Origin of the sequence: Pantoea brenneri (assembly GCF_038594305.1) — a bacterium.
In the GTDB taxonomy this organism is placed as follows: domain Bacteria; phylum Pseudomonadota; class Gammaproteobacteria; order Enterobacterales; family Enterobacteriaceae; genus Pantoea; species Pantoea brenneri.
Map to the genome: position 1 here is coordinate 1,030,036 of NZ_JBCGBG010000001.1, position 22,297 is coordinate 1,052,332.

Annotated in this window: 24 protein-coding genes; 12 read left to right on the forward strand and 12 right to left on the reverse strand. The window is 56.2% G+C overall.

Annotation, left to right across the window (positions count from 1 at the left end; genetic code table 11):
- Positions 1-188: 188 nt before the first annotated feature.
- The 6 genes from fabI to sapA all read right to left on the reverse strand — a co-directional run bounded on the left by fabI (position 189) and on the right by sapA (position 6,386).
- Positions 189-977: an enoyl-ACP reductase FabI gene (gene fabI, locus AABB92_RS04750; RefSeq protein WP_031377776.1), complete on the reverse strand. Its 789-nt coding sequence runs from the start codon at positions 975-977 to the stop codon at positions 189-191.
- A gap of 142 nt (positions 978-1,119) precedes the next feature.
- Complete coding sequence (gene sapF, locus AABB92_RS04755) at positions 1,120-1,923, reverse strand: putrescine export ABC transporter ATP-binding protein SapF (RefSeq protein WP_031377775.1); 804 nt, start codon at positions 1,921-1,923, stop codon at positions 1,120-1,122.
- A 1-nt stretch (position 1,924) separates the two neighbouring features.
- On the reverse strand, positions 1,925-2,920 hold the full coding sequence (sapD, locus tag AABB92_RS04760) for a putrescine export ABC transporter ATP-binding protein SapD (RefSeq protein ID WP_031377774.1): 996 nt from the start codon (positions 2,918-2,920) through the stop codon (positions 1,925-1,927).
- A complete protein-coding gene (gene sapC, locus AABB92_RS04765; RefSeq protein WP_031377773.1) occupies positions 2,921-3,811 on the reverse strand; it encodes a putrescine export ABC transporter permease SapC in 891 nt (296 codons plus the stop codon).
- Positions 3,798-4,763, reverse strand: coding sequence for a putrescine export ABC transporter permease SapB (gene sapB, locus AABB92_RS04770; RefSeq protein WP_031377772.1), 966 nt, complete (start codon positions 4,761-4,763; stop codon positions 3,798-3,800). The genes sapC and sapB overlap by 14 nt, the downstream gene beginning before the upstream one ends.
- Positions 4,764-6,386 (reverse strand): ABC transporter substrate-binding protein SapA, encoded by a 1,623-nt coding sequence (gene sapA, locus AABB92_RS04775; RefSeq protein WP_046288296.1) that lies wholly within the window; start codon positions 6,384-6,386, stop codon positions 4,764-4,766.
- Positions 6,387-6,557: 171 nt separating this feature from the next.
- Between sapA and AABB92_RS04780 the strand changes: the two genes are divergently transcribed.
- Positions 6,558-6,713 (forward strand): hypothetical protein, encoded by a 156-nt coding sequence (locus tag AABB92_RS04780; protein ID WP_162287699.1) that lies wholly within the window; start codon positions 6,558-6,560, stop codon positions 6,711-6,713.
- A 36-nt stretch (positions 6,714-6,749) separates the two neighbouring features.
- Here the strand turns inward: AABB92_RS04780 and pspF are convergent, their stop codons facing one another.
- Complete coding sequence (pspF, locus tag AABB92_RS04785) at positions 6,750-7,760, reverse strand: phage shock protein operon transcriptional activator (protein WP_046288526.1); 1,011 nt, start codon at positions 7,758-7,760, stop codon at positions 6,750-6,752.
- A 164-nt stretch (positions 7,761-7,924) separates the two neighbouring features.
- Here pspF and pspA point away from each other — a divergent pair, with 164 nt between their 5' ends.
- Genes pspA through AABB92_RS04815 form a run of 6 tightly spaced genes read left to right on the forward strand, consistent with a single transcriptional unit; the run spans position 7,925 to position 11,940 of the window.
- Positions 7,925-8,590: a phage shock protein PspA gene (pspA, locus tag AABB92_RS04790; RefSeq protein ID WP_031377771.1), complete on the forward strand. Its 666-nt coding sequence runs from the start codon at positions 7,925-7,927 to the stop codon at positions 8,588-8,590.
- A 35-nt stretch (positions 8,591-8,625) separates the two neighbouring features.
- Complete coding sequence (pspB, locus tag AABB92_RS04795; protein ID WP_031377770.1) at positions 8,626-8,853, forward strand: envelope stress response membrane protein PspB; 228 nt, start codon at positions 8,626-8,628, stop codon at positions 8,851-8,853.
- On the forward strand, positions 8,850-9,200 hold the full coding sequence (pspC, locus tag AABB92_RS04800; protein WP_031377769.1) for an envelope stress response membrane protein PspC: 351 nt from the start codon (positions 8,850-8,852) through the stop codon (positions 9,198-9,200). Before pspB ends, pspC begins: the two co-directional genes overlap by 4 nt.
- A 55-nt stretch (positions 9,201-9,255) precedes the next feature.
- On the forward strand, positions 9,256-9,504 hold the full coding sequence (gene pspD, locus AABB92_RS04805) for a phage shock protein PspD (RefSeq protein WP_031377768.1): 249 nt from the start codon (positions 9,256-9,258) through the stop codon (positions 9,502-9,504).
- Entirely contained in the window at positions 9,485-10,882 is a 1,398-nt protein-coding gene (locus AABB92_RS04810) for a YcjX family GTP-binding protein (RefSeq protein WP_031377767.1), read from the forward strand. The genes pspD and AABB92_RS04810 overlap by 20 nt, the downstream gene beginning before the upstream one ends.
- Positions 10,879-11,940, forward strand: a complete 1,062-nt coding sequence (locus AABB92_RS04815) for a YcjF family protein (RefSeq protein ID WP_046288297.1) — start codon at positions 10,879-10,881, stop codon at positions 11,938-11,940. The genes AABB92_RS04810 and AABB92_RS04815 overlap by 4 nt, the downstream gene beginning before the upstream one ends.
- Before the next feature lie 56 nt (positions 11,941-11,996).
- On the opposite strand, the gene AABB92_RS04820 is transcribed toward AABB92_RS04815, so the two are convergent.
- Genes AABB92_RS04820 through AABB92_RS04830 form a run of 3 tightly spaced genes read right to left on the reverse strand, consistent with a single transcriptional unit; the run spans position 11,997 to position 14,769 of the window.
- The gene (locus AABB92_RS04820; RefSeq protein ID WP_046288298.1) at positions 11,997-13,415 is read right to left on the reverse strand and encodes a hypothetical protein; all 1,419 of its coding nucleotides are present in this window, start codon (positions 13,413-13,415) and stop codon (positions 11,997-11,999) included.
- Positions 13,416-13,468: 53 nt separating this feature from the next.
- Positions 13,469-14,413, reverse strand: coding sequence for a glycosyltransferase family 2 protein (locus tag AABB92_RS04825; RefSeq protein ID WP_031376978.1), 945 nt, complete (start codon positions 14,411-14,413; stop codon positions 13,469-13,471).
- Positions 14,410-14,769: a GtrA family protein gene (locus tag AABB92_RS04830; RefSeq protein WP_031376977.1), complete on the reverse strand. Its 360-nt coding sequence runs from the start codon at positions 14,767-14,769 to the stop codon at positions 14,410-14,412. Before AABB92_RS04830 ends, AABB92_RS04825 begins: the two co-directional genes overlap by 4 nt.
- Before the next feature lie 229 nt (positions 14,770-14,998).
- On the opposite strand from AABB92_RS04830, the gene tyrR reads away from it, so the two are divergent.
- A complete protein-coding gene (gene tyrR / locus AABB92_RS04835) occupies positions 14,999-16,564 on the forward strand; it encodes a transcriptional regulator TyrR (RefSeq protein ID WP_031376976.1) in 1,566 nt (521 codons plus the stop codon).
- Between the two features lie 52 nt (positions 16,565-16,616).
- Here tyrR and tpx read toward each other — a convergent pair whose 3' ends face one another.
- Complete coding sequence (tpx, locus tag AABB92_RS04840) at positions 16,617-17,120, reverse strand: thiol peroxidase (RefSeq protein ID WP_031376975.1); 504 nt, start codon at positions 17,118-17,120, stop codon at positions 16,617-16,619.
- Between the two features lie 155 nt (positions 17,121-17,275).
- Between tpx and ycjG the strand changes: the two genes are divergently transcribed.
- The gene (gene ycjG, locus AABB92_RS04845; RefSeq protein ID WP_046288299.1) at positions 17,276-18,259 is read left to right on the forward strand and encodes an L-Ala-D/L-Glu epimerase; all 984 of its coding nucleotides are present in this window, start codon (positions 17,276-17,278) and stop codon (positions 18,257-18,259) included.
- Here the strand turns inward: ycjG and mpaA are convergent.
- Positions 18,234-18,941 (reverse strand): murein tripeptide amidase MpaA, encoded by a 708-nt coding sequence (gene mpaA / locus AABB92_RS04850; protein WP_046288300.1) that lies wholly within the window; start codon positions 18,939-18,941, stop codon positions 18,234-18,236. The two genes, ycjG and mpaA, sit on opposite strands and share 26 nt — an antisense overlap.
- 155 nt (positions 18,942-19,096) lie before the next feature.
- On the opposite strand from mpaA, the gene AABB92_RS04855 reads away from it, so the two are divergent.
- From AABB92_RS04855 to ynaL, 3 genes are all read left to right on the forward strand, one after another.
- On the forward strand, positions 19,097-20,716 hold the full coding sequence (locus AABB92_RS04855; RefSeq protein WP_031376787.1) for a peptide ABC transporter substrate-binding protein: 1,620 nt from the start codon (positions 19,097-19,099) through the stop codon (positions 20,714-20,716).
- Between the two features lie 117 nt (positions 20,717-20,833).
- A complete protein-coding gene (gene zntB, locus AABB92_RS04860) occupies positions 20,834-21,817 on the forward strand; it encodes a zinc transporter ZntB (protein ID WP_031376786.1) in 984 nt (327 codons plus the stop codon).
- A gap of 314 nt (positions 21,818-22,131) precedes the next feature.
- Positions 22,132-22,278, forward strand: a complete 147-nt coding sequence (gene ynaL, locus AABB92_RS04865) for a proline-rich small protein YnaL (protein WP_162836816.1) — start codon at positions 22,132-22,134, stop codon at positions 22,276-22,278.
- Positions 22,279-22,297 lie beyond the last annotated feature (19 nt).

A 22,297-nucleotide genomic window follows, 5' to 3' on the forward strand; every position in this document is an offset into this window, starting at 1 on the left:
GCATGCAGGCGGCAGAATCTGAAAAAATGCATAAACCGAAGGGCAGACGTATCGTCGCCGAAGGCCAGGCCTGGGCAAAAGAATGATCGGTGATAATTAATAGCGTTACGGTATAACGACAGGAAAATCAGGCAGGAAGGGGCGAGAGGCAGCAAAGAAGAGGGCGAGTCAGACTCGCCCTTGAGAACTTATTTCAGTTCCAGTTCATTCATTGCGGCGATGCTGAAGCCGCCATCAACGTGAACGATTTCACCGGTGATGCCGCCCGCCAGATCGGAGCAAAGGAAGGCGGCTGAGTTGCCGACATCTTCAATGGTCACGGTACGACGAATCGGGGTAACCGCTTCGCAGTGTGCCAGCATCTTACGGAAGTCTTTAATGCCTGATGCCGCCAGCGTACGGATTGGACCGGCAGAAACGGCGTTCACACGGACGCCTTCCGGACCCATCGCATTGGCCATATAACGCACGTTAGCTTCCAGCGATGCTTTCGCCAGACCCATCACGTTATAGTTCGGGATCGCGCGCTCAGCACCCAGGTAAGAGAGGGTCAGCAGCGCAGAGTGTGGATTCAGCATCGCACGGCACTCTTTGGCCATCGCAACGAAGCTGTAGGCACTGATGTCATGCGCGATTTTGAAGCCTTCGCGGGTTACGGCATTCACGTAATCACCATCCAGCTGGTCGCCAGGGGCGAAACCGATGGAGTGAACGAAACCGTCAAATTTCGGCCAGGTTTTTGCCAGTTCAGTGAACAGGGATTTGATGCTCTCATCTTCGGCCACGTCACATGGCAGAACGATCTCTGAACCCAAATCTTTAGCAAACTCTTCCACACGACCTTTTAATTTGTCGTTCTGGTAGGTGAAAGCCAGTTCTGCGCCCTGTTTGTGCATCGCCTGTGCAATACCGTAGGCGATGGAAAGTTTACTGGCAACGCCAGTAATCAGAATGCGCTTACCGGAAAGAAAACCCATAGCTGTAATCCTTATGGTCATTGTAGTTGGCGGCCGCATTGTTTAAAAAGTAGGCGACCGACGTTAATCGACGTGCGGATTCTAGCACGTCTGTCAGAGATCAGGTAAATCAGCCCGCAATTTCCGGGATATGCAGCAATAATCAGTGCTCACGCCGCCAGGCTTCGGCGGTTAACGCCTCACCAAAGTGGCTGCTGATCAGCCGTCGGGTCAGATCATGCAGCGGGGAGGCCAGCACATCGGCGGTGCCGCCACGCTCCACCACTTCACCCTGATGCATCACCAGCACCTGATCGCTGATGTGCTTCATCATGCCCAGATGCTGGGTAACATAAATGTAGGCGATGCCGTGTTTCTCCTGCAGCTCGAGCATCAGATTAACCAGCTGGGAGCGCATGGTCATGTCGAGCGAGGCCAGCGCCTCATCTGCCACAATCACTTTCGGTTGCAGGATCAGCGCACGCGCCAGACCGAGGCGCTGTTTCTGACCGGGGGCCAGCATATGCGGATAATAGCCAGCGTGATCGCGTAACAGCCCGACCTGACGCAGCGTGGCTATAATGCGTTTTTCGCGCGCCTCTGCCGTCAGATCGGTATTGAGTCGCAGCGGAAAATCGAGGATCTGACTGACCCGCTGACGCGGATTAAGCGAGGTCGAAGGGTCCTGAAAAATCATCCGGATGCGCTGACTGCGATAGCCGTAATCGCCAAAGCTAAGCGGATGATCGTCAATCAGGATCTCACCTTCGGTCGGCGCGACCATGCCGCTGAGCATTTTTGCCAGCGTTGACTTGCCGGAGCCGTTTTCGCCAATAATCGCCAGCGTTTGCCGTTCGCGCAGGGTAAAGCTGACCGATTTCACCGCTTCAACGTGCTGACGACGAAACAGTCCGGTGCGATAGCGGAAGGTTTTACTCAGGTTGCGCACTTCCAGCAGGGTTTCCATCTTACTGGCTCTCCATGTTCAGCGGGAAATGGCAGGCATACAGGTGCGACTTGCCGCCCGCCAGCCGTGGCGTTTCGACGCATTTGCGCTGCGCATAGGGGCAGCGTGGTCCCAGCCGGCAGCCGATCGGCAAACTCTCCAGCGACGGGATCGCGCCCGACAGCGTGTTCAGCCGGCTTTTATGCGGCAGAGCGCGGCCAAAATCGGGCATGGCGCGGATCAGCGCCTGAGTATAAGGGTGATGCGGCGTGCTCATCAGATCGTCACTCTGGGCGGTCTCTACCGTCTGTCCGCAGTACATCACGTTAATCCGATTGGCCCATTGGCTCATGGTACGCAGGTCGTGACTGATCAGCAGAATCGTGGTGTTGTTATTCTGGTTGAGACGACTCAGCAGACGGAAAATCTGCGCCTGAGTGGTAGGTTCCATGGCGTTGGTCGGCTCATCGGCAATCAGCAGGCGCGGCTGATTCGCCAGCGCGATGGCGATCATCACTTTCTGGCATTCACCTTCAGTCAGCTCATAAGGAAAGCTGCGCATGATATCTTTGTGATCTTTGATGCCGACGCGATGCAGCAGTTCAATGGCACGGGTTTTGCGCCAGAACCAGAAGCGCTTCAGCCACGGGCCTTTATAGGTCCAGCGCGGGATCGCCTGCATCAGCTGACGGCCAATACTTTCTGACGGATCGAGACAGGACTGCGGCTCCTGAAAAATCATCGAGACGTTATGGCCGATAATGCGGCGGCGCTCGCGTGGTGACAGGCGCAGCAGATCGACATCATCAAAAACCATCCGGTCGGCGGTCACGCGCCAGTTATCTTTGGTCACGCCGCAAATCGCTTTTGCCACCAGGCTTTTGCCTGAACCTGACTCACCCACCAGGCCGCGAACTTCACCTTCGCTCAGGGTCAGATTAACGCGATCGACCGCTTTGACCGGCCCGTCGGCAGTCATAAATTCAATGGTGAGATTACGAATATCAAGTAACGGCATCTATTCCACTCCCGCTTCGACGGCGCGACGGAGGCCGTCACCGAGCAGGTTAACAATTAATACGCTGACCATCAGCGCCACGCCAGGCAGCATTACCGTCCACGGCGCGACATAGATCAGTTCAAGCGAATCACCCAGCATTGCACCCCATTCCGGCGAGGGCAGCTGTGCGCCCAGGTCGAGAAAGCCCAGCGCGGCAATGTCCAGAATCGCCATTGACAGAGCGCGGGTAATCTCACTGATTAATAATGGCAGAACGTTGGGCAGGATGGCGTAGCGCAGGATATTGCGGCTGCTGGCACCGTCCAGCCGCGCCGCGACTACATACTCTTTTTCCAGCTCATCATGCACCGCGCTGTAAATTTCGCGCACCAGTCGCGGCATCAGTGCCAGCCAGACCGCCAGCAGCGCGTGTTCCAGCCGTGGCCCGAGAAACGCCACCACGATGATTGCCAGCAGCAGTGACGGAATCGAGAGCAGCGTATCCAGCACGTGGTTCATCACCGCCGATCGCACGCCGTGGGTCATGCCGGCCAGAATACCCAGTACCAGCGCCCAGAATGTGGCAAACAGCGTCACCAGGATCGCCGAACCGACCGTCGGGCCAGCACCGCTCAACAGGCGGCTCAGCACATCGCGGCCCAAATCGTCGGTGCCGAGGAAGAAAGAAACATCGCCATAGCGAGACCACGACGGCGGCAGTAGCTGATAGCCGAGGAACTGCTGATCAATGCCGTAAGGCGCCATCAGCCCGCCAAAAATGCACAGCAGCAGCAACGCGCCGAAGCCGTACAGACCGACCATCGCCGGGGTATCGCCATAAAAATGGTGCCAGCTCTGACGAAAGGCGCTCGGCAGGCGTTTCTCGGCGTAGATATTATCGGAGGGCATACCATTCCTTATGTTTCAACGGATTCATCGCTGCGCCAATCACGTCGGAGATGACGTTGACCAGAATCACCAGCCCGCCAATCACCATCACGCCGGCTGAGATCGCCGCATAATCCTGCTGGCGAATCGCATTGATCAACCAGCGGCCAAGGCCGGGCCAGTTGAAGACCATTTCAGTGATCATCGCCAGTGTCAGCATGGTTGAAAATTGCAGGCCAAGACGCGGGATCACCGGCGGTAAGGCGTTGTGCAGCACGTGACGTCGGATCACCGTCAGCTGTGACAGTCCGCGGGTCGCGGCGGCTTTAACATAATTTTTTTCCATCACCTCGCTGGTGCTGTTGCGCAGCAGGCGGATCACTTCGGTGGTGGGTGCCATCGCCAGTACCAGCACCGGCAAAATCAGGTGAGTCAGGGCGCTGATAATCATCTCGTGCCGCCACGGTGAGCGGCTGAGCCAGGCGTCAATCAGCGCAAAGCCTGATACGTTCTGTACCGGATAGAGCAGATCGTGCCGCCCCGACACCGGTAGCCAGCCGAGCGTCAGCGAGAAAAACAGCGTGAGCAGCAGGGCCAGCCAGAAAATCGGCGCTGAAAAGCCGAGCAGCGCCAGCGCACTGATGGTCTTATCCTGCCATTTGTTGCGCATCACCCCGGCGCAGATGCCGAGCGGAATACCCACCAGCAGGGCAAACACAAACGCCAGAATGCACAGCTCCATGGTGGCGGGAAAAACTTCGCGCAGCTGCAGGCCAATTTCCTGTCCGTTGGTGCTGGAGACGCCAAAATCAAACTGCAGCATCCCTTTAAACCAGAACCACCAGGCGTCAGACAGGGCAGCACCTTCCAGCGGCGCGTTTGGGGTGAAATAGCTGAGGCTGAAGCTGACCAGCGACAGCAAAAACAGCGTAATCAGCAGCAGCAGCAGGCGGCGCAAAATATAGATGATCACTTACTTTTCCTCACCCTCTTCACGATAAACCCCGGCAAACGAGGCGTTGCCAAACGGACTCAGCACCAGGCCTTTAATGTCATGGCGAAACGCCTGCAGACGCAGCGACGACGCCAGCGGCAATACCGGCAGCTCCTGAGCCAGAATCTGCTGCGCTTTGTCGTAACTGTCGATGCGCCCCGACAGCTGCTGTGTCAGCAGAGCATTCTGCAATGTTTCATCAAAGGCCGGCGAGCACCAATGCGCATAGTTGGTCTGGGAACGGATCGCCGCGCAGCTGAGCAGCGGACGAAAGAAGCTGTCCGGATCGTTGCTGTCGGTCGCCCAGCCCGCCAGGGTCAGGTCGTGATTCATCGACATCAGCTGCGCCTCCTGAAAACGTCCTTCGACCGGCACAATGGTCAGGCGGACGCCCACCTGGGCCAGATCGGCCTGCAATAATTCCGCGGTTTTAAGCGGGCTGGGATTCCACGACTGCGAGGCCGACGGCACGACCAGCCGCAGATGCAGGTCGGTCAGGCCCAGCGCTTCCAGCGCAGCGCGAGACTTTTCAGGATCGTATTCGGTCACCCGCGCGTCACTGTCATAAGCCCACGAGGCGCGCGGTAATATCGAGGCCGCAGTTTCGGCCGTGCCGTAGTAGATCGACTCCATCAGCCGCTCATTATTGATCGCCAGCGCCAGTGCATGCCGGACTTCAGGACGATCAAGCGGCGGCTTGCGGGTATTAAACGCCAGATAGGCGATATTCATCCCGGGTCGCAGCGTCATTCGCAGGCGCGGATCATCGCGCAAGATACTGAGCTGACTGGCAGCCGGATAAGCCAGCACGTCGCACTCGCCGGTCAGCAGTTTCGACAAACGGCCGGTGCCGCCGGCGCCTAAATCGATCACCGCCTGCTGCAGACGCGGCACGCCTTTCCAGTAATGCGGATTACGCGCCAGGCGGATGTACTGGCCGGTGCGATATTCACTCAGCTGGTAAGGGCCGGTGCCCACCGGCTGGCGATCCATCTCTTCCTGGCGGCCCTGAGCCGTCAACTGATCGGCATACTCTTTAGACAGCACCGGCGCATAGTGGGTCGCCATATGCCAGAGGAAGGAGGCATCCGGGCTGTTCAGCCGGAATTCAACCGTGTTGTTATCCAGCTTTTTCACGCTCTGCACTGAATCGGCAAACTGCAGGCTATCGAAGTAGGGATAGTTTCCGCCGTTGACGTTATGCCACGGATGATGGCGATCGAACATCCGGGCGAAGCTGAACACCACATCATCTGCGTTCAGAGCGCGTGTCGGTTTGAACTGATTAGTCTGCTGGAACTGCACGCCGCTGCGCAGGTGAAAACGATAGGTCGCGCCATTGTCACGCACTTCCCAACTGGCGGCCAGATCGGGCTTCAGACGGTAGGTGTAGGGATCGACATCCAGCAGGCGATCGTACAGTTGTGCCGCCAGGGTATCGACGGTTAACCCGCTGCTGACCATTTGAGGATTGAAGGTGGTCAGCGTGCCGCTGACGCAATAGACAAAGCCGGTCTGGCGAATATCACCGGCGGGGGCCGACCACGCAGGCGAACTCAACACGCTGAGGCTGAACAACAGCGAACATATTAGTTTTGACATAGAACTCAACGATTTTGAGGCATTAGACAGAGTGTATCGCAAAGCGGGCGTTGTCCCAAAATCTGCGACGCTGCCCGGCCTGATATTCATTCAGCCTGCGGCAGAAAAAACGTACAGAGAGTGTGGTGATGAGAAATATTCTCAATTAGCGCTTTACAGATGATAATAAGAATGATTATTATTCACCTGCACTTCGACGGTGGCTCTACCGAAGAAGAGCACGACATTGCTCACATTGCTTCCAGTATTGTTGCCCGCCTGATGGCGGGCTTTTTTTTGCCTGAAATGGTCAACGCGAAGCGGACGGCTGGCCTGATAAGCGCCTGAGACGGCAGGGGAAGGGCGAAGTCGATCCGCACGGTATCAGCTGATATCTTCACGCGCCTGAATACCGTGCTTTTTCATCATGGCGCGGAGCTGGTGGTAGGTAACGCCCAATAACCCCGCGGCGCGGCGCTGATTGTATCGTGCCTGTTGCAGGCTGGTTTCCACCAGCTCTCGTTCCTGCTGATTTTGCCACTGACGCAGATCGAGCGGCAGCGCCGGCAGGTCGCCCTCGGGCGCGGGACGGCTCACCGGCAGGGTATCGACCGGCTCAGGCCGGCGAGCGAACGGATTAATAATCACGTTATCCAGCGGCTGCTCGCTGCTGTTGTGACGATAAACCGACCGTTCCACCACATTCTTTAGCTCACGAACGTTGCCGGGCCAGTGGTAACTCAACAGCGTCTGCTGCGCCTGCGCGGTAAAGCCAGGGAACAACAGCAGGCCAAGTTCACGGCACATCTGGATAGCAAAATGCTCAGCCATCACCAGGATGTCGCTGCGACGTTCGCGCAGTGGCGGCAGCTGAACGACGTCAAACGCCAGACGATCAAGCAGGTCGGCGCGGAATTTTCCGGCGGCCGCCAGGGCAGGCAGGTCTTCGTTGGTGGCGCAGACCAGCCGCACATTAACCTGCAATGAGTGATTACCGCCGACGCGCTCCAGCTGCCCATATTCGATTACCCGCAGCAGTTTTTCCTGAACCAGCATCGGTGCCGTCGCCAGCTCATCAAGAAACAGCGTGCCGCCATCCGCCCGTTCAAAGCGGCCCAGATGTCGCTTCTGAGCGCCGGTAAAGGCCCCGGCTTCATGGCCGAACAGCTCAGAATCGAGCAGATTTTCATTCAGCGCGGCGCAGTTCAGCGAGATAAACGGTCCCTGCCAGCGGTCAGAAAGATAGTGTAAGCGGCTGGCGATCAGCTCTTTACCGGTACCGCGCTCGCCAATCACTAATACCGGCTTTTCCAGCGGAGCCAGCTTCGACACCTGCTCCAGCACTTCAAGAAAATTATTGGACTCACCGAGAAGGTTGTCGTTGTTTCCAGCCATGATGAATTTCGCCACCCCTTAATCATTTTGACTATATTAGAACAAGCCAAAAGGGCTGTAAAATTTAAAAATTGATAATAATCAAATAATTATAAAATTGGCACGCATCTTGTATTAGCCATACAGCGCAACACGCCATGACACATTTAAAGAGGAACATCATTATGGGTATTTTTTCTCGTTTCGCCGACATCGTAAATGCCAACATCAATTCGCTGCTGGAGCGTGCGGAAGATCCGCAGAAACTGGTCCGTTTGATGATTCAGGAAATGGAAGACACCTTAGTTGAAGTCCGCTCAACCTCTGCACGGGCGCTGGCTGAAAAGAAACAGCTGACACGCCGGATTGAGCAGGCAGAGATTCAGCAGGCCGAATGGCAGGAAAAAGCCGAGCTGGCACTGCGAAAAGATAAAGACGATTTAGCCCGTTCAGCGCTGATCGAAAAACAGAAACTGACTGACCTGATCGCCACCCTGAAACAGGAAGTGAGCCAGGTAGAAGAGACGCTGGAACGCATGAAAGGCGAAATCAGCGAGCTGGAGAAAAAACTGAGCGAAACGCGGGCGCGTCAGCAGGCGTTAACGCTGCGTCATCAGGCGGCTTCCTCTTCACGTGACGTTCGTCGTCAGCTGGACAGCGGTAAAATTGATGAAGCGATGGCGCGTTTTGAATCGTTTGAACGTCGCATCGATCACATGGAAGCGGAAGCGGAAAGTCACGGTTTTGGCAAACCTAAAACGCTGGATCAGCAGTTCACCGATCTGAAAGCGGATGATGAAATCAGCCAGCAACTGAATGCGCTGAAAGCCAAAATGAACCGCAGTGAATAATTATCGACGTTGCGATGAGTGATTAAGGAGAGTCAATGAGCGCACTTTTTCTTGCCATACCGCTAACGATCTTCGTGTTATTTGTGGCACCGATCTGGCTATGGCTGCATTACAGCAACAAACGCAACGGCGGTTCGGAACTGTCGCAAAGCGAAATCCAGCGCCTGCAGCGTGTTGCTCAGGACGCGCAGCGGATGCGCGAACGCATTGATGCGCTGGAGGCGATTCTGGACGCAGAACACCCTAACTGGAGGCAACCATGATCAATGGCCGCAAGTTATGGCGTAAGCCTGACGAAGGAAAACTGATGGGCGTCTGTGCAGGTCTGGCGGAGTATCTCGATATTCCGGTGCGGCTACTGCGCGTCATCATGGTGCTGTCACTGTTTTTTGGCCTGTTTATGTTTACCGTGGTCGCCTATTTCGTGCTGGGATTTGTACTGGATGTTAAACCGGCCAATGCCGCTGACAACCCACGTCAGCCCAGCGCCAGCGAACTGCTGGACCAGTTAGAAAGCGCACTGCAGCGTGATGAACGCAGCGTGCGCGATGTGGAACGCTACGTCACGTCTGAAACCTTTAGCGTGCGCAGCCGCTTCCGCCAGCTTTAATTCTTATCATACCGGGCCTGTAACAGGCCCTTTCGCTGACCCTTCGGAGGTGTCGATGTCCTTCTCGCGATCCACTGCTTTTCGCCACCGCGCGGCACCCGCGTTGAAGTCGGCGGCTAAATTCATCATTATTAACGCTGTCACTTACGGTCCTGCTGGCGTCACCGGCTGGGCGGTAAAATCGGTAGCACGCCGTCCGTTACGTCTTTTACTGGCGATGGCGCTGGAGCCATTGCTGAAACGCGTAATGAATCGCGCGGCGTCGCGCTTCATCAGGGAGAAAGATGAAAAGACTGCAAACTGAATTTGTCGCGTTAATGAACCGCGGCGTTGACCGGCACCTGCGCTTAGCGGTTACCGGCCTAAGCCGCAGCGGAAAAACCGCGTTTATCACCTCGCTGGTTAATCAACTTCTGACGGTCCACAGCGGCGCACGTTTGCCGCTGTTTTCCGTGGTGCGGGATGAGCGCCTGCTCGGGGTAAAGCGGGTACCGCAGCGCGATATGGGAACGGCGCGCTTTACCTACGATGAAGGACTGGCACAGCTCTACAGCACGCCACCTGCCTGGCCGACACCGACCCGCGGCGTCAGTGAGATGCGGCTGGCGCTGCGCTATCGCCCCAATGCATCGCTGTTGCGACATCTGAAAGAGACCGCCACGCTCTATCTGGAGATCGTGGATTATCCCGGCGAATGGCTGCTCGATCTGCCGATGCTGGCGCAGGATTACCTTGCCTGGTCGCGGCAGATGAACGGGCTGCTGCAGGGCGATCGCGCAGAGTGGGCGACGCCGTGGCGCACCCTCTGTAAGCAACTCGACCCGCTCGCGCCCGCCGATGAAAACCGGCTGGCGGAAATTGCCGCAGCCTGGACCGATTATCTGCACCGCTGTAAGGCTGAAGGATTGCATTTCATCCAGCCGGGCCGGTTTGTCCTGCCTGGCGACATGGCGGGCGCACCGGCGCTGCAGTTTTTCCCGTGGCCGGTTACCGACGATCTGCAGCTCAGCAAACTCGCTCAGGCCGACAAAGGCAGCAACTTCAGCATGCTGCAGCAGCGGTTTAACTACTACTGCCAGCACGTGGTGAAAGGCTTCTATAAAAATCATTTCCTGCGCTTCGATCGCCAGATTGTACTGGTCGATTGCCTGCAGCCGCTCAACAGCGGACCACAAGCCTTCAATGATATGCGGCTGGCGCTGACGCAGCTGATGCAAAGCTTTCATTATGGTCAGCGGACGCTGTTCCGCCGGCTGTTTTCACCGGTTATCGATAAATTACTGTTTGCCGCCACCAAAGCGGACCATATCACCAGCGATCAGCACGGTAATATGGTGTCACTGTTGCAGCAGCTGGTGCAGGATGCCTGGCAGAACGCCGCATTTGAGGGGATCAGCATGGATTGCATCGGCCTGGCCTCGGTGCAGGCGACGCAGAGCGGGCTGGTGGATCACCGGGGTGAGAAGATCCCGGCGCTGCGCGGCAATCGGCTGAGTGATGGCGAACCGCTGACCGTCTATCCCGGTGAAGTGCCGCCGCGGCTGCCGGGCAATGCTTTCTGGCAGCAGCAGGGTTTCCAGTTTGAACAATTCCGCCCACAGCAGCTGGACGTTGATCGGCCGTTGCCGCATATCCGCATGGATGCTGCGCTGGAATTTTTGTTAGGAGATAAATTGCGATGAGTGATCCGCTGAAGCCCCGTATCGATTTTTCTCGTCCGCTGGATGAGGCGACAGAGGTGCCGTTACGGCCCGCGCAGACTTTTGACGCCCAGGCGCAGGCGGCGTTTCTGGCGGTGCAGGATGATGAAGCCGTCGTCGAGGAGGAGGGCGCAGGTGAGCGCGCGGTGGAAGCGGCGCTGAAACCGAAGCGCAGCCTGTGGCGCAAACTGGTGATGGCTGGCGTGGCACTGTTCGGCGTCAGCGTCGTCGCACAGGGCGTGCAGTGGACCCATGATGCCTGGCTGGCCCGCGACTGGTTTTCGCTCGGCAGTGGCGTGGCGGGCGGCCTGATCGTGCTGGCTGGCGTCGGCGCGCTGGCCGGTGAATGGCGCCGCCTCTATCAGCTTCGTCAGCGTGCCGAAGAGCGCGACATCGGCCGCGAACTGCTGCACAGCCATGGCATAGGTAAAGGCCGGGCATTTTGCGAAAAGCTGGCCCAGCAGGCCGAGCTGGATCAGGCGCATCCGGCGTTACAGCGCTGGCATGCCGCGCTTCATGAAACTCATAACGACAGCGAAATAGTACGTTTATATGCCCAGCTGGTGCAGCCGGTGCTGGATCGCCAGGCGCGACGTGAAATCAGCCGTCACGCGGCAGAAGCCACGTTGATGATCGCCGTCAGTCCGCTGGCGCTGGTTGATATGGCATTTATTGCCTGGCGTAACCTGCGGCTGGTCAATCGCATCGCCGCAATTTACGGTATCGAACTGGGTTACTTCAGTCGTATACGCCTGTTCCGGCTGGTGCTGCTCAACATGGCGTTTGCCGGTGCGTCGGAACTGGTGCGCGAAGTGGGGATGGACTGGATGTCGCAGGATATCGCCGCCCGACTCTCTACCCGCGCCGCGCAGGGTATTGGCGCCGGTTTGCTGACCGCGCGGCTGGGCATCAAAGCGATGGAACTGTGTCGCCCACTGCCGTGGCTGGAGCAGGATAAGCCGCGGCTGGGCGATTTCCGTCGCGAGCTGTTAGGACAGATGAAAGAGGCGTTGCAGAAGGGCGGCAATAAGTCTGCCTAGCCAGTGCTGTGACGCAATCAACAAGGGCGGCCTGGCTGGCCGCCTTTTCTTTGCGCTTAATGAGGCTGACGCAGCACCGCGCGCGAATCGATAACCAGACAGTCACCCGGACAACCGGCTTCGTCGGTAATAACCGGATTCGCCGGCAGCGTAAACGCCATGCCGTTTTGTTGCCGGATAAAGTGCGCCATGCCGGCAAAGGTCCACGACATGCTTAATCCCAGCCCGCCAAAATCATCATATTTACGCAATGTCGCCACTTTCGGCAGATATTCTCCGGTCAGACGATAATAGAGCGCGCCATGGAAATCTTTTGGCACCTGAGAGGTGATGGCCTGATTAAGCAGCGCAAACTCTTTGCGCGCCGGAACCGAATAGCCGTTGTTGAGATGACTGATTGCCAGTGAAGCCGCTGCCAGCACCAGCGCGGCATATAAGCACTTTTTCCATTTAAATTTTTGGCTGATCTCAAACAGACCGACAATAAAAATGCTGGTTGAAATCAGGGCGCCGGCAATCAGGGTTCGATAGGCTGCCATGCTTTCACTGACAATCAGATTGGGCAGCGCGGCGATCAGCAATAAAAAAAAGATCAGGCAGAACTTATCAGTGCCAGCGGCTTTAATTTTCTTTAGCCCAAAGCCAATGACGATTAAAGAGAGAATCACCGAAACGGTTTTTGCCCCGAGATCAAAATGACAGATGATGTTTTTAAGGTACTCTGAAAAGAACCATTTCACCTTATTCAGCAGATCGTAGCTAAATGCCGAACGCGGCAGCGCATGGCCATAAAGCTGGACTGGCAACACCTTCGACGCAATCAAGGCGGCAAACATGCCCGCGCCCAATACCACCAGCGGAATCACGGCACGTTTTTTATCGATCCTGCGTGCTGAGAGGCACAAATCCAGCATGGCAAAAAAGGTAAAGCTCATCGCAGCTGGCTGATAAATACAGAAGGCGATGGCCAGCAGAAAGATCGCCAATAGTGGCCCAGCTACGCCTGGCTTCACGGACCATCGATAACTCGCGCCAGCCAGCAGAATCGCGGCGATATAGGGAAAGCAGGATGCCCAGGCGATATAAACCTGGAAAGAAGGCAGCAGGCAGAGCAACAGTGAAAAGGTTATGCGCTGCGCCTGGCTTTCCATCAGCGCGTATTTCTGAGTCAGGGTATAAAGATAATAGCCGGTAAAAATAAGCAGAATAATTGCCACTGCACGTAGCAGCGCCAGTTTTTCTACGCTATCGACAATAAAAGAGGCGGCATACTGGATGATTCCGTACACCGGCCGGCCTGATAACGTATCCCAGTTTAAAATACTCCGCTGATCGAAGTTGGCCCAGTAGAGGTTGGTCCAGTCATCGGTATAGGCATAATGGGTTAAATAAGCCGGATAGTATGCAAAAAGAAACACCACTATAAAGAGCACAAACACGTTGCCACGGCTCAGGCCCTGTTTACCGATCATCATCTTTCATCCTTTGTTATTGGCACGCTGCTGTTGCCACGCGGTGGCATAATTCATCATCTTTCAGTACTGGTTTTTTTTAACTTATCGCTGTTTCGTAAAATATAACGTGGCCGGTTTTTGGTCTCCATATAGATGCGACCGATATATTCGCCGAGCACGCCAATGCCGATAAGCTGAACGCCGCCCAGAAACAGCACTGAAACCAGGATCGAGGGATAGCCCGGCACCGGATTGCCAAACAGCAGTTTGTCGACAATCAGCCACAGGCCATAAAGAAAGGCTAATGAGGCGACCAGAAAACCAATGTACGACCAGATACGAAGCGGGAAGGTCGAGAAGGAAGTCAGTCCCTCCAGCGCCAGATTCCAGAGCTTCCATCCGCTGAATTTACTGTTGCCCGCTATCCGTTCTGTACGGATATATTCGACAATCTCTGTCTGCCCGCCAACCCAGCTAAGAATACCTTTCATGAATAAATTTTTTTCAGGCAGCAGCTTAATATTTTCCACCACTTCCCGTGACATCAGCCGGAAATCACCCACATTCTCTTCTATCTGAGGATGGCTGATGCAATTATGCAGCTTATAAAACCAGTGCGCGGTTTTACGTTTCAGATGGCCATCGGCGCTTCTGTCAATTCGCTTGGCTAAGACGATATCAGCACCCGCCTGCCACTTGCTGACCATTTGTGGGATCAGCGAAATCGGGTCCTGCAAATCAACGTCAATCGGAATGATGGCATCACCCGTAGCAGCTTCCAGGCCGGCGAACAGCGCCGCCTCTTTGCCAAAATTGCGGATAAAGGAGAGGGTACGCACCAGCGGATCGCACTGGCTAAGCTGGGCAATCAACGCCCGGGTGGCATCCGTACTGCCATCGTCAATAAAAACGATCTCGACCTGCCACTCGGCAAATGCGGCATATTTCCTGACGGCATCGTAAAAAAGAGGAATCACCTCTTCCTCATTGAAAACCGGCACCACCAGAGAAATCTTCATTTATTTCCTTTAAACACGATAAAGTGGGAAAAGATAAAGCCACAGGCCAGGCTCAGGGCCGAAGACGTTATCAGCGTAACGAGCGGGTAAAGGCCGATCCGGTCCGCCAGATAGCCAACACCAAAGGCCATCGCGCCCATAAATATCACGTACAAAATATAGCGAAAGGGTGTGGCTTGCTGATTAAAGGTCCAGCGTGCATTAACAAAGAATGAGAAGGTTACCGCCAGACCAAAGGCAATAACATTCGCAGTGGATTGCAGTAAACCCTGACTGATGCAGATAAAAAATGTGACCCAATGGATCAGAGTATTCACTACGCCAACGGTCAGATATTTAGCAAAGAAAGTAAGCATTTTATAATCATTATTAATGGGTTGAGTGAAATATACAGTAAGTCCGCACCGATCAACAGTTTCGTACTGACAAAGACTGACAATCAAGCCCGCCAGCCCCATCAGAAGCAGACAGTACAAAAGGCAGCCAAACGCCGCGTGGCTGTCAACTTTTCCTGACAGAGCCCTTTCTGCTGGCGCATCTCTTAGCGTATCATCGCCCCATCTGAACCTGATTAAGGCCATCGCAATGCGTCTGGAAGTGTTCTGTCAGGACCGAATCGGTCTGACGCGCGAACTGCTCGACCTGTTGGTTGCGCGCAATATCGATCTGCGCGGTATCGAAATCGCGGCATTAGGCCGCATCTATCTCAACTTCTCCGCGCTGGAATTTGATGCTTTCAGCAGTCTGATGGCAGAAATCCGGCGTACACCGGGCGTAACAGATGTGCGTACCGTGGCGTACATGCCTTCGGAACGTGAGCATCGTGCGTTGAGTGCGCTGCTGGTGGCGATGCCGGAACCGGTCTTCTCCATCGATCTGAAAAGTAAAGTGGAACTGGCGAACCCAGCGGCGCAGAACCTGTTCAATCTCGACGAACAGAAGATGCGTAATTTCAGTGCCGGTAACCTGATTAACGGTTTTAATTTCATGCGCTGGCTGGAAAGCGAGCGGGTGGAAGCGCAGGCCCAGCATGTGGTGATTGAAGGACGGGATTTCCTGATGGAAGCGCGACCGATCTATCTTTCCGGTGAAGAGGGCCAGAACGATCAGCCGGTTGGTGCCATGGTGATGCTGAAATCCACCGCGCGCATGGGCCAGCAGTTACAGAACCTGGTGGTAACCGACGAATCGGAGTTTGACCATATTGTCGCGGTGACGCCAAAAATGCGTCAGGTTGTGGACCAGGCGCGCAAGCTGGCGATGCACGATGCGCCGTTGCTGATCATTGGTGACACTGGCACCGGTAAAGATATGCTGGCGCGCGCCTGTCATCTGCGCAGCGCGCGCGGTAAAAAGCCGTTCCTGGCGCTTAACTGCGCCTCGCTGCCGGATGATGTTGCCGAGAGCGAACTGTTTGGTCATGCCGCCGGGGCTTACCCGAATGCGCTGGAGGGTAAGAAAGGCTTCTTTGAACAGGCTAATGGCGGCTCTGTCTTGCTGGATGAGATCGGCGAGATGTCGCCAAGAATGCAGACCAAGCTGCTGCGTTTCCTCAATGATGGGACTTTCCGCCGGGTCGGCGAAGAGCATGAAGTGCATGTCAATGTGCGCGTCATCTGCGCCACCCAGAAGAACCTGATTGAGCTGGTGCAGCGCGGCGAATTCCGTGAGGATCTGTTTTACCGGCTGAACGTCCTGACCCTGCATCTGCCACCGCTACGCGACCGTCCGCAGGATATCCTGCCGCTGACCGAGATGTTTGTCGCCCGCTTCGCCGACGAACAGGGGATGCCTCGTCCGCGCCTGTCGCCGCAGCTTAATGCCTTTTTAACCCGCTATGCCTGGCCAGGTAACGTGCGTCAGTTGAAAAATGCGCTTTACCGCGCGCTGACCCAACTCGAAGGCTATGAACTGCGTCCTCAGGATATCGTGTTACCGGAGCAGGCGCTGGATGTGTCGTTGGGGGATGAGGCACTGGAAGGCACGCTCGATCAGATTACCAGCCGTTTTGAGCGTTCGATTCTGACCCGGCTCTATCTCTCCTATCCCAGCACCCGCAAGCTGGCTAAACGGCTCGGCGTATCGCACACCGCGATTGCCAATAAGCTGCGTGAATATGGATTGGGGCAGAAGCGAACTGAAAGTGAGTAGGTGACCTGCGAGGGTGATAAAAAAGCGGATAACCGGGTTATCCGCTTTTTTTTTACTTCAGCGCTGCCAGCGCCGCGTCATAGTCCGGCTCAGTGGTAATTTCATCCACCAGCTGGCTATAAATCACCTTGTCGTCTTCATCCAGCACAATGACCGCGCGTGCCGTCAGGCCTTCCAGCGCACCATCGGCAATTTCCACACCGTAGTCATACTTAAACTCTGAACCGCGCAGGGTCGACAGCGTTACTACGTTGCTGAGGTTCTCTGCGCCACAAAAGCGTGACTGGGCAAACGGCAAATCAGCAGAGATGCACAGCACAACCGTGTTATTCAGTTCACCCGCCGCCTGATTAAACTTGCGTACTGAAGAGGCACAGACGCCGGTATCAATGCTGGGGAAAATGTTCAGAATTTTACGTTTTCCTGCATACTCAGAGAGCGCAACGTTGACCAGGTTTTTTGCCACCAGCGTGAATGCTTTGGCTTTATCGCCAGCCTGAGGAAACTGACCCGCAACCGGTACTGCGTTACCCTGAAAATGAACAGTCTGAGACATACTGATTCCTTTTTGATGGTGAAGAGATCTGACTTATAAACGGCTAAAAACGCGCTATAGTCGTTGTTTATGACATAAAATTTAAGGGTTTACGAGTTCAATTATTGAGTTTAGCGCAGGCAGCCTGCCATTGCGTTGCAGATTCTGGAGAGTAAATGAGAACGGTAAAAAGTTATCCCGAAGCCTGGCCGCTACATACGCCGTTTGTCATTGCCCGTGGAACACGCACTGAAGTAAAAGTGGTGGTAGTTGAAATTGAAGAAGCGGGCGTGAAAGGGGTCGGTGAAGCGACGCCTTATGCACGCTACGGTGAAACCGAAGCCTCGGTACTGGCACAAATCGCCTCGCTGCTGCCTGCCTTACAGCAGGGAATGACGCGCGAAGCGCTGCAACAGGCACTGCCCGCCGGCGCGGCGCGCAACGCTATCGATAGCGCGTTATGGGATCTGGCGGCCCGCCAGCAACAGAGCAGCCTGTGGCAGCTCAGCGGCGTGGCGGCACCCGAGGGTGTGGTCACTGCCCAGACCGTCAGCATTGATACGCCGGAAGCGATGGCCAGCAGCGCCCAGGCGCTGTGGCAGCACGGGGCGACACTGCTGAAAATTAAGCTGGATAACAATTTTATTACCGAACGACTGATGGCGATCCGCGCCGCAGTGCCACAGGCGACGTTAATCGTCGACGCTAACGAATCGTGGCATGCGGAGGGACTGGCGGCGCGCTGTCAGCTGCTGGCCGATATCGGGGTGGCGATGCTGGAGCAGCCGTTGCCAGCGGGAGAAGATGCGGCGCTGGAGAACTTTATTCATCCGTTGCCGATCTGCGCCGATGAAAGCTGCCACACCCGTGACAGCCTGGCCGCGCTGCGCGGTCGTTATGAGATGGTCAACATCAAGCTGGATAAAGCCGGTGGACTGACCGAGGCGCTGGCGCTGGCGGCGACGGCACAGCAGCAAGGCTTTGCGCTGATGCTTGGCTGCATGCTCTGTACCTCACGCGCCATTCGCGCCGCATTGCCGCTGGTGCCGCAAACCCGCTTTGCCGACTTAGACGGGCCGACCTGGCTGGCGGTCGACGCAGAACCAGCCATTAAAGTGCAGAACGGTCAGTTGATTATTGCTGCCAGCGCAGCAGATTAACCATCATCTCCAGATAGATTTCTGTGGCTTCATCCACTGAAATCACCGGCATTTCTGCCGTGACGCACGTCAGACTGAGATCCTTGCACCAGCTACCAAACGAGCCTGGCGTGTCATAACCCACGCTACTGACGCGCGGCAGGCCGGTCTGTTGCGCCAGCCAGCCGCCGATCTCCGCCTGATGCGGATCGTCTATGCAGCCGAGTGGCTCGTGCCAGGAGACAATCCAGCGCGGCTTGAGCTGATGAATCAGGGCACACAGCGCCTGAGTTTCCGGTTCAGATGCCGGATGGCTGCCGGTGGATAAGGCGACGTCACGCGCGTCCGCCACGCTGTTCCAGCGATAGACCGTGTCGCCTGATTGCCAGTTCGCCGCCGGGAAATTGCGGTTAAGATCGACGCCGTTAGCATTAGCGCGCAATCCCAGTTGACAGCCATCCGGGTTGACCGCCAGCACCACGTGGTGACGGCGCAGCGCGTCCGGCAGCGTGCGAAGCGCAGCAGAGAGCGTGGCGATCGCCGCATTTTCGTCGCCGTGGGTGCCCGCCAGGATCAGTCCGCTGTCGGCATCGCCCAGCGGAGCCGGGAACCACAGCAGCGGCGCGCCCAGCACTGAGCGGCCATATTGCTGGTACGGAACGTCCAGTTTGCCGCGCAGCGGTCGTGGGTGTAATGACGACATGGTGATTTCCTCTGAAAGGGTTTTCCTAAAAGTAGCGGAAAAGCGGCGCGCGGAAAATAGCTATTTATCAATCAGCAATTTGCGATAAAGTGCCGCAAGACAAGCTGCGTCGGCATCGGACCGGGGCAGCGCTTCTTTGGGGTAAAGGAGTGATGATGGTTAAGACCTTTTGCATGACGCTGGCGGCGCTCAGCCTGAGCAGCGTACTCACACCCGCCATGGCGGCGACGCTACCCGCCGGCGCACAACTCGCTGACCAGCAACAGATTGTCCGTCATATCAAAGATGAGCCCGCCTCGCTCGATCCGCTCAAAGCGGTGGGGCTGCCGGAAATTCAGGTTATCCGCGATCTGTTTGAAGGGCTGACCAATCAGGATGCGCACGGCAAAATCGTTCCTGGCGTGGCACAAAGCTGGAGCAGCAGCGATAACAAAACCTGGATCTTTACCCTGCGCAATAACGCCCGCTGGTCCAACGGCGAGCCGGTCACCGCTCAGGATTTCGTCTACAGCTGGCAACGTCTGGTCGATCCTAAAAACAGTTCGGCCTTTGCCTGGTTTGCCGGCTTAAGCGGTATTGAGAATGCAGCAGCGATCACCAAAGGCGAAATGACGCCCGACAAGCTGGGCGTGGTGGCTCAGGACAACAACCGGCTGAAAGTTACGCTCGACCGTCCGGTGCCGTGGTTCCCGGCGCTGGTCGCCAACGTGGCGCTGTTTCCGGTTCCGCAGCAGGTGATTGCCCGGCAGGGCGACAGCTGGACTGCGCCAGGCAAGCTGGTGGGTAACGGCGCCTATCAGCTGAGCGAGCGGGTGGTGAATGAGAAAATTGTGCTGACGCGTAACCCGCACTACTGGGATGATGCCCATTCGGTGCTGGCCAAAGTGACCTTCGTACCGATCAACGAAGAGTCGAGCGCCACCAAACGCTACCGCTCAGACGATATCGACATTACTGAATCCTTTCCTAAAAACATGTATGCACTGCTGAAGAAAACGCTGCCGGGGCAGGTGTATACGCCGGACCAGCTCGGTACCTATTATTACGCGTTTAATACCCAAAAAGGCCCGACCGCGGATGTCCGGGTGCGTAAGGCGCTGTCATGGTCGATTGATCGCCAGGTTATTGCCGACAAGGTGCTGGGAACCGGCGAAAAGCCCGCGTGGCACTTTACGCCGGACGTCACCGCCGGCTTTAAGCCGTTGCCGTCATTCCAGCAGCAGCACGATCAAAACAGCCTCAATGCCCAGGCCAAAGCCCTGCTGGCCTCAGCTGGTTATGGACCGGACAAGCCGCTGCGCCTCAAGCTGCTGTACAACACCTCTGAAAGCCATCAGAAAATCGCGATTGCGGTGGCCTCGATGTGGAAAAAGAACCTTGGCGTGGATGTCACGCTGGAGAATCAGGAGTGGAAAACCTACATCGACAGCCGCAACAGCGGCAATTTCGACGTTATCCGCGCCTCATGGGTTGGCGATTACAATGAGCCCTCCACCTTCCTCAATCTGCTGACCTCGGGCAACAGCAGTAATATCGCGCGCTTCAGCAATGCGGAATACGACGCGGTACTCGCCAGGGCCAGCAAAGAGACCAGCGACCAGGCACGCAACAGTGATTACAACCGTGCCGAGCAGATTCTGGCTGCTCAGGCGCCGATCGCGCCGATCTACCAGTACACCAACGGCCGCCTGATTAAACCCTGGGTCAAAGGCTACCCGATCACTAACCCGGAAGATGTGGCCTACAGCCGCGAACTGTGGATTGAAAAGCACTAGCCGTTTGCGGCCTGTAGTCAGGCCGCAGACTGACATCTTTCTACACAGCCCGGTGATTGCAACTCAACGCCGCCACGCTAGACTGTATCGTATTGATTTTAGTAGTGAGGCAAGGTTGTGGATGTAATTGACGGAAAAGCATTGCAGGTTTCAGACGCCATTATTTCCTGCCAGCTGGATGGAAAGGGCGGGCTGATCCCGATTGCAGAAGATGAAGTGATCCACTGCGAGCGGCCCTGCTGGCTGCATCTGAATTATACCCATCGTCAGAGCGCGGAATGGCTGCAATCGACGCCGCAAATCCCCGATGCGGTGCGTGACGCGTTAGCCGGCGATAGCATGCGGCCGCGCGTCAGCCGGCTGGGCGACGGGTTTATGATAGTGCTGCGAAGCGTCAACCATAACAGCGATGCGCGTCCCGACCAGCTGGTGGCGATGCGGGTGTTTATCAACGATAAACTGATTGTTTCGACCCGGCGGCGCAAAGTGTTCGCGGTGGATGAGGTACTGACCGATCTGCAAAACGGTAACGGGCCCATCGACTGTGGCAGCTGGCTGGTGGACGTTTGCGATGCGCTGACCGATCACACCAGCGAATTTATCGAAGAGCTGCACGACAAAATCATCGAAATGGAAGATGCGCTGCTGGACCAGCGGATGCCGGCGCGCGGCGAACTGGGCTTACTGCGCAAGCAGCTGATTGTGATGCGGCGTTATATGGCACCGCAGCGCGACGTGTATGCCCGGCTGGCCAGCGAGAAGCTGGCGTGGATGGACGACAGTGAACGGCGGCGGATGCAGGAGATTGCCGATCGCCTCGGACGCGGACTGGATGACCTCGACGCTGGCGTGGCGCGGACCGCTATTCTGGCCGATGAAGTCGCCTCGCAGATGGCGGAGTCGATGAATCGCCGCACTTACACTATGTCGCTGATGGCGATGATTTTCCTGCCCGCCACCTTTCTCACCGGTTTGTTCGGCGTCAATCTGGGTGGCATTCCGGGTGGGGAGTGGCGTTACGGCTTTTCGATCTTCTGCCTGCTGCTGGTGGTGCTGGCGCTCAGCGTGGCCGGCTACCTGCGCAAGCGGCGCTGGCTGTAGCGGTATCACCGGCGGATTGCGCTGACCGGCCTGAAAAACGCCACTCAACCAACGCTGGCAGCGCTAAGCGAAAAAAAGCTGATCGATATCAATAACCCTTAAGGGCGACTGACGCAAACTCTCTCCCGCAGGTGAATGCAACGTCAAGCGATGGGCGTTGCGCTCCATATTGTCTTACTTCCTGATTTAGAATTAATGCATAGCACATTTAATTCGAAACACGCCGGCCACTGTGCCGGCTTTTTTTTGCCGCCTGGCTGTGATGCGTTTCCTTTCCTATGCTTAAACTTCATTCGCAAGAAAAGGAGCACGGCATGAACGCGATTCTTAACAGCGAGCCGATCCCCACGGATCCGACCCCGATTCCTGACCCGATTCCCCAGCCACAACCGCAACCCGATCCGCCACCGGACCCGGAGTTTCCGCCGGTAATGGATCCGCCACCGCACCGAAACATATAAAAAAGGGCGTGCTGTTAAC

Excerpts from the sequence above, each read along its gene's own strand:
- fabI (WP_031377776.1), bottom strand. The coding sequence starts at position 977 with ATGGGTTTTCTTTCCGGTAAGCGCATTCTGATTACTGGCGTTGCCAGT.
- sapF (WP_031377775.1), bottom strand. The coding sequence starts at position 1,923 with ATGGAAACCCTGCTGGAAGTGCGCAACCTGAGTAAAACCTTCCGCTAT.
- sapD (WP_031377774.1), bottom strand. The coding sequence starts at position 2,920 with ATGCCGTTACTTGATATTCGTAATCTCACCATTGAATTTATGACTGCC.
- sapC (WP_031377773.1), bottom strand. The coding sequence starts at position 3,811 with ATGCCCTCCGATAATATCTACGCCGAGAAACGCCTGCCGAGCGCCTTT.
- sapA (WP_046288296.1), bottom strand. The coding sequence starts at position 6,386 with ATGTCAAAACTAATATGTTCGCTGTTGTTCAGCCTCAGCGTGTTGAGT.
- AABB92_RS04780 (WP_162287699.1), top strand. The coding sequence starts at position 6,558 with ATGATTATTATTCACCTGCACTTCGACGGTGGCTCTACCGAAGAAGAG.
- pspF (WP_046288526.1), bottom strand. The coding sequence starts at position 7,760 with ATGGCTGGAAACAACGACAACCTTCTCGGTGAGTCCAATAATTTTCTT.
- pspA (WP_031377771.1), top strand. The coding sequence starts at position 7,925 with ATGGGTATTTTTTCTCGTTTCGCCGACATCGTAAATGCCAACATCAAT.
- pspB (WP_031377770.1), top strand. The coding sequence starts at position 8,626 with ATGAGCGCACTTTTTCTTGCCATACCGCTAACGATCTTCGTGTTATTT.
- pspC (WP_031377769.1), top strand. The coding sequence starts at position 8,850 with ATGATCAATGGCCGCAAGTTATGGCGTAAGCCTGACGAAGGAAAACTG.
- pspD (WP_031377768.1), top strand. The coding sequence starts at position 9,256 with ATGTCCTTCTCGCGATCCACTGCTTTTCGCCACCGCGCGGCACCCGCG.
- AABB92_RS04810 (WP_031377767.1), top strand. The coding sequence starts at position 9,485 with ATGAAAAGACTGCAAACTGAATTTGTCGCGTTAATGAACCGCGGCGTT.
- AABB92_RS04815 (WP_046288297.1), top strand. The coding sequence starts at position 10,879 with ATGAGTGATCCGCTGAAGCCCCGTATCGATTTTTCTCGTCCGCTGGAT.
- AABB92_RS04820 (WP_046288298.1), bottom strand. The coding sequence starts at position 13,415 with ATGATGATCGGTAAACAGGGCCTGAGCCGTGGCAACGTGTTTGTGCTC.
- AABB92_RS04825 (WP_031376978.1), bottom strand. The coding sequence starts at position 14,413 with ATGAAGATTTCTCTGGTGGTGCCGGTTTTCAATGAGGAAGAGGTGATT.
- AABB92_RS04830 (WP_031376977.1), bottom strand. The coding sequence starts at position 14,769 with ATGCTTACTTTCTTTGCTAAATATCTGACCGTTGGCGTAGTGAATACT.
- tyrR (WP_031376976.1), top strand. The coding sequence starts at position 14,999 with ATGCGTCTGGAAGTGTTCTGTCAGGACCGAATCGGTCTGACGCGCGAA.
- tpx (WP_031376975.1), bottom strand. The coding sequence starts at position 17,120 with ATGTCTCAGACTGTTCATTTTCAGGGTAACGCAGTACCGGTTGCGGGT.
- ycjG (WP_046288299.1), top strand. The coding sequence starts at position 17,276 with ATGAGAACGGTAAAAAGTTATCCCGAAGCCTGGCCGCTACATACGCCG.
- mpaA (WP_046288300.1), bottom strand. The coding sequence starts at position 18,941 with ATGTCGTCATTACACCCACGACCGCTGCGCGGCAAACTGGACGTTCCG.
- AABB92_RS04855 (WP_031376787.1), top strand. The coding sequence starts at position 19,097 with ATGGTTAAGACCTTTTGCATGACGCTGGCGGCGCTCAGCCTGAGCAGC.
- ynaL (WP_162836816.1), top strand. The coding sequence starts at position 22,132 with ATGAACGCGATTCTTAACAGCGAGCCGATCCCCACGGATCCGACCCCG.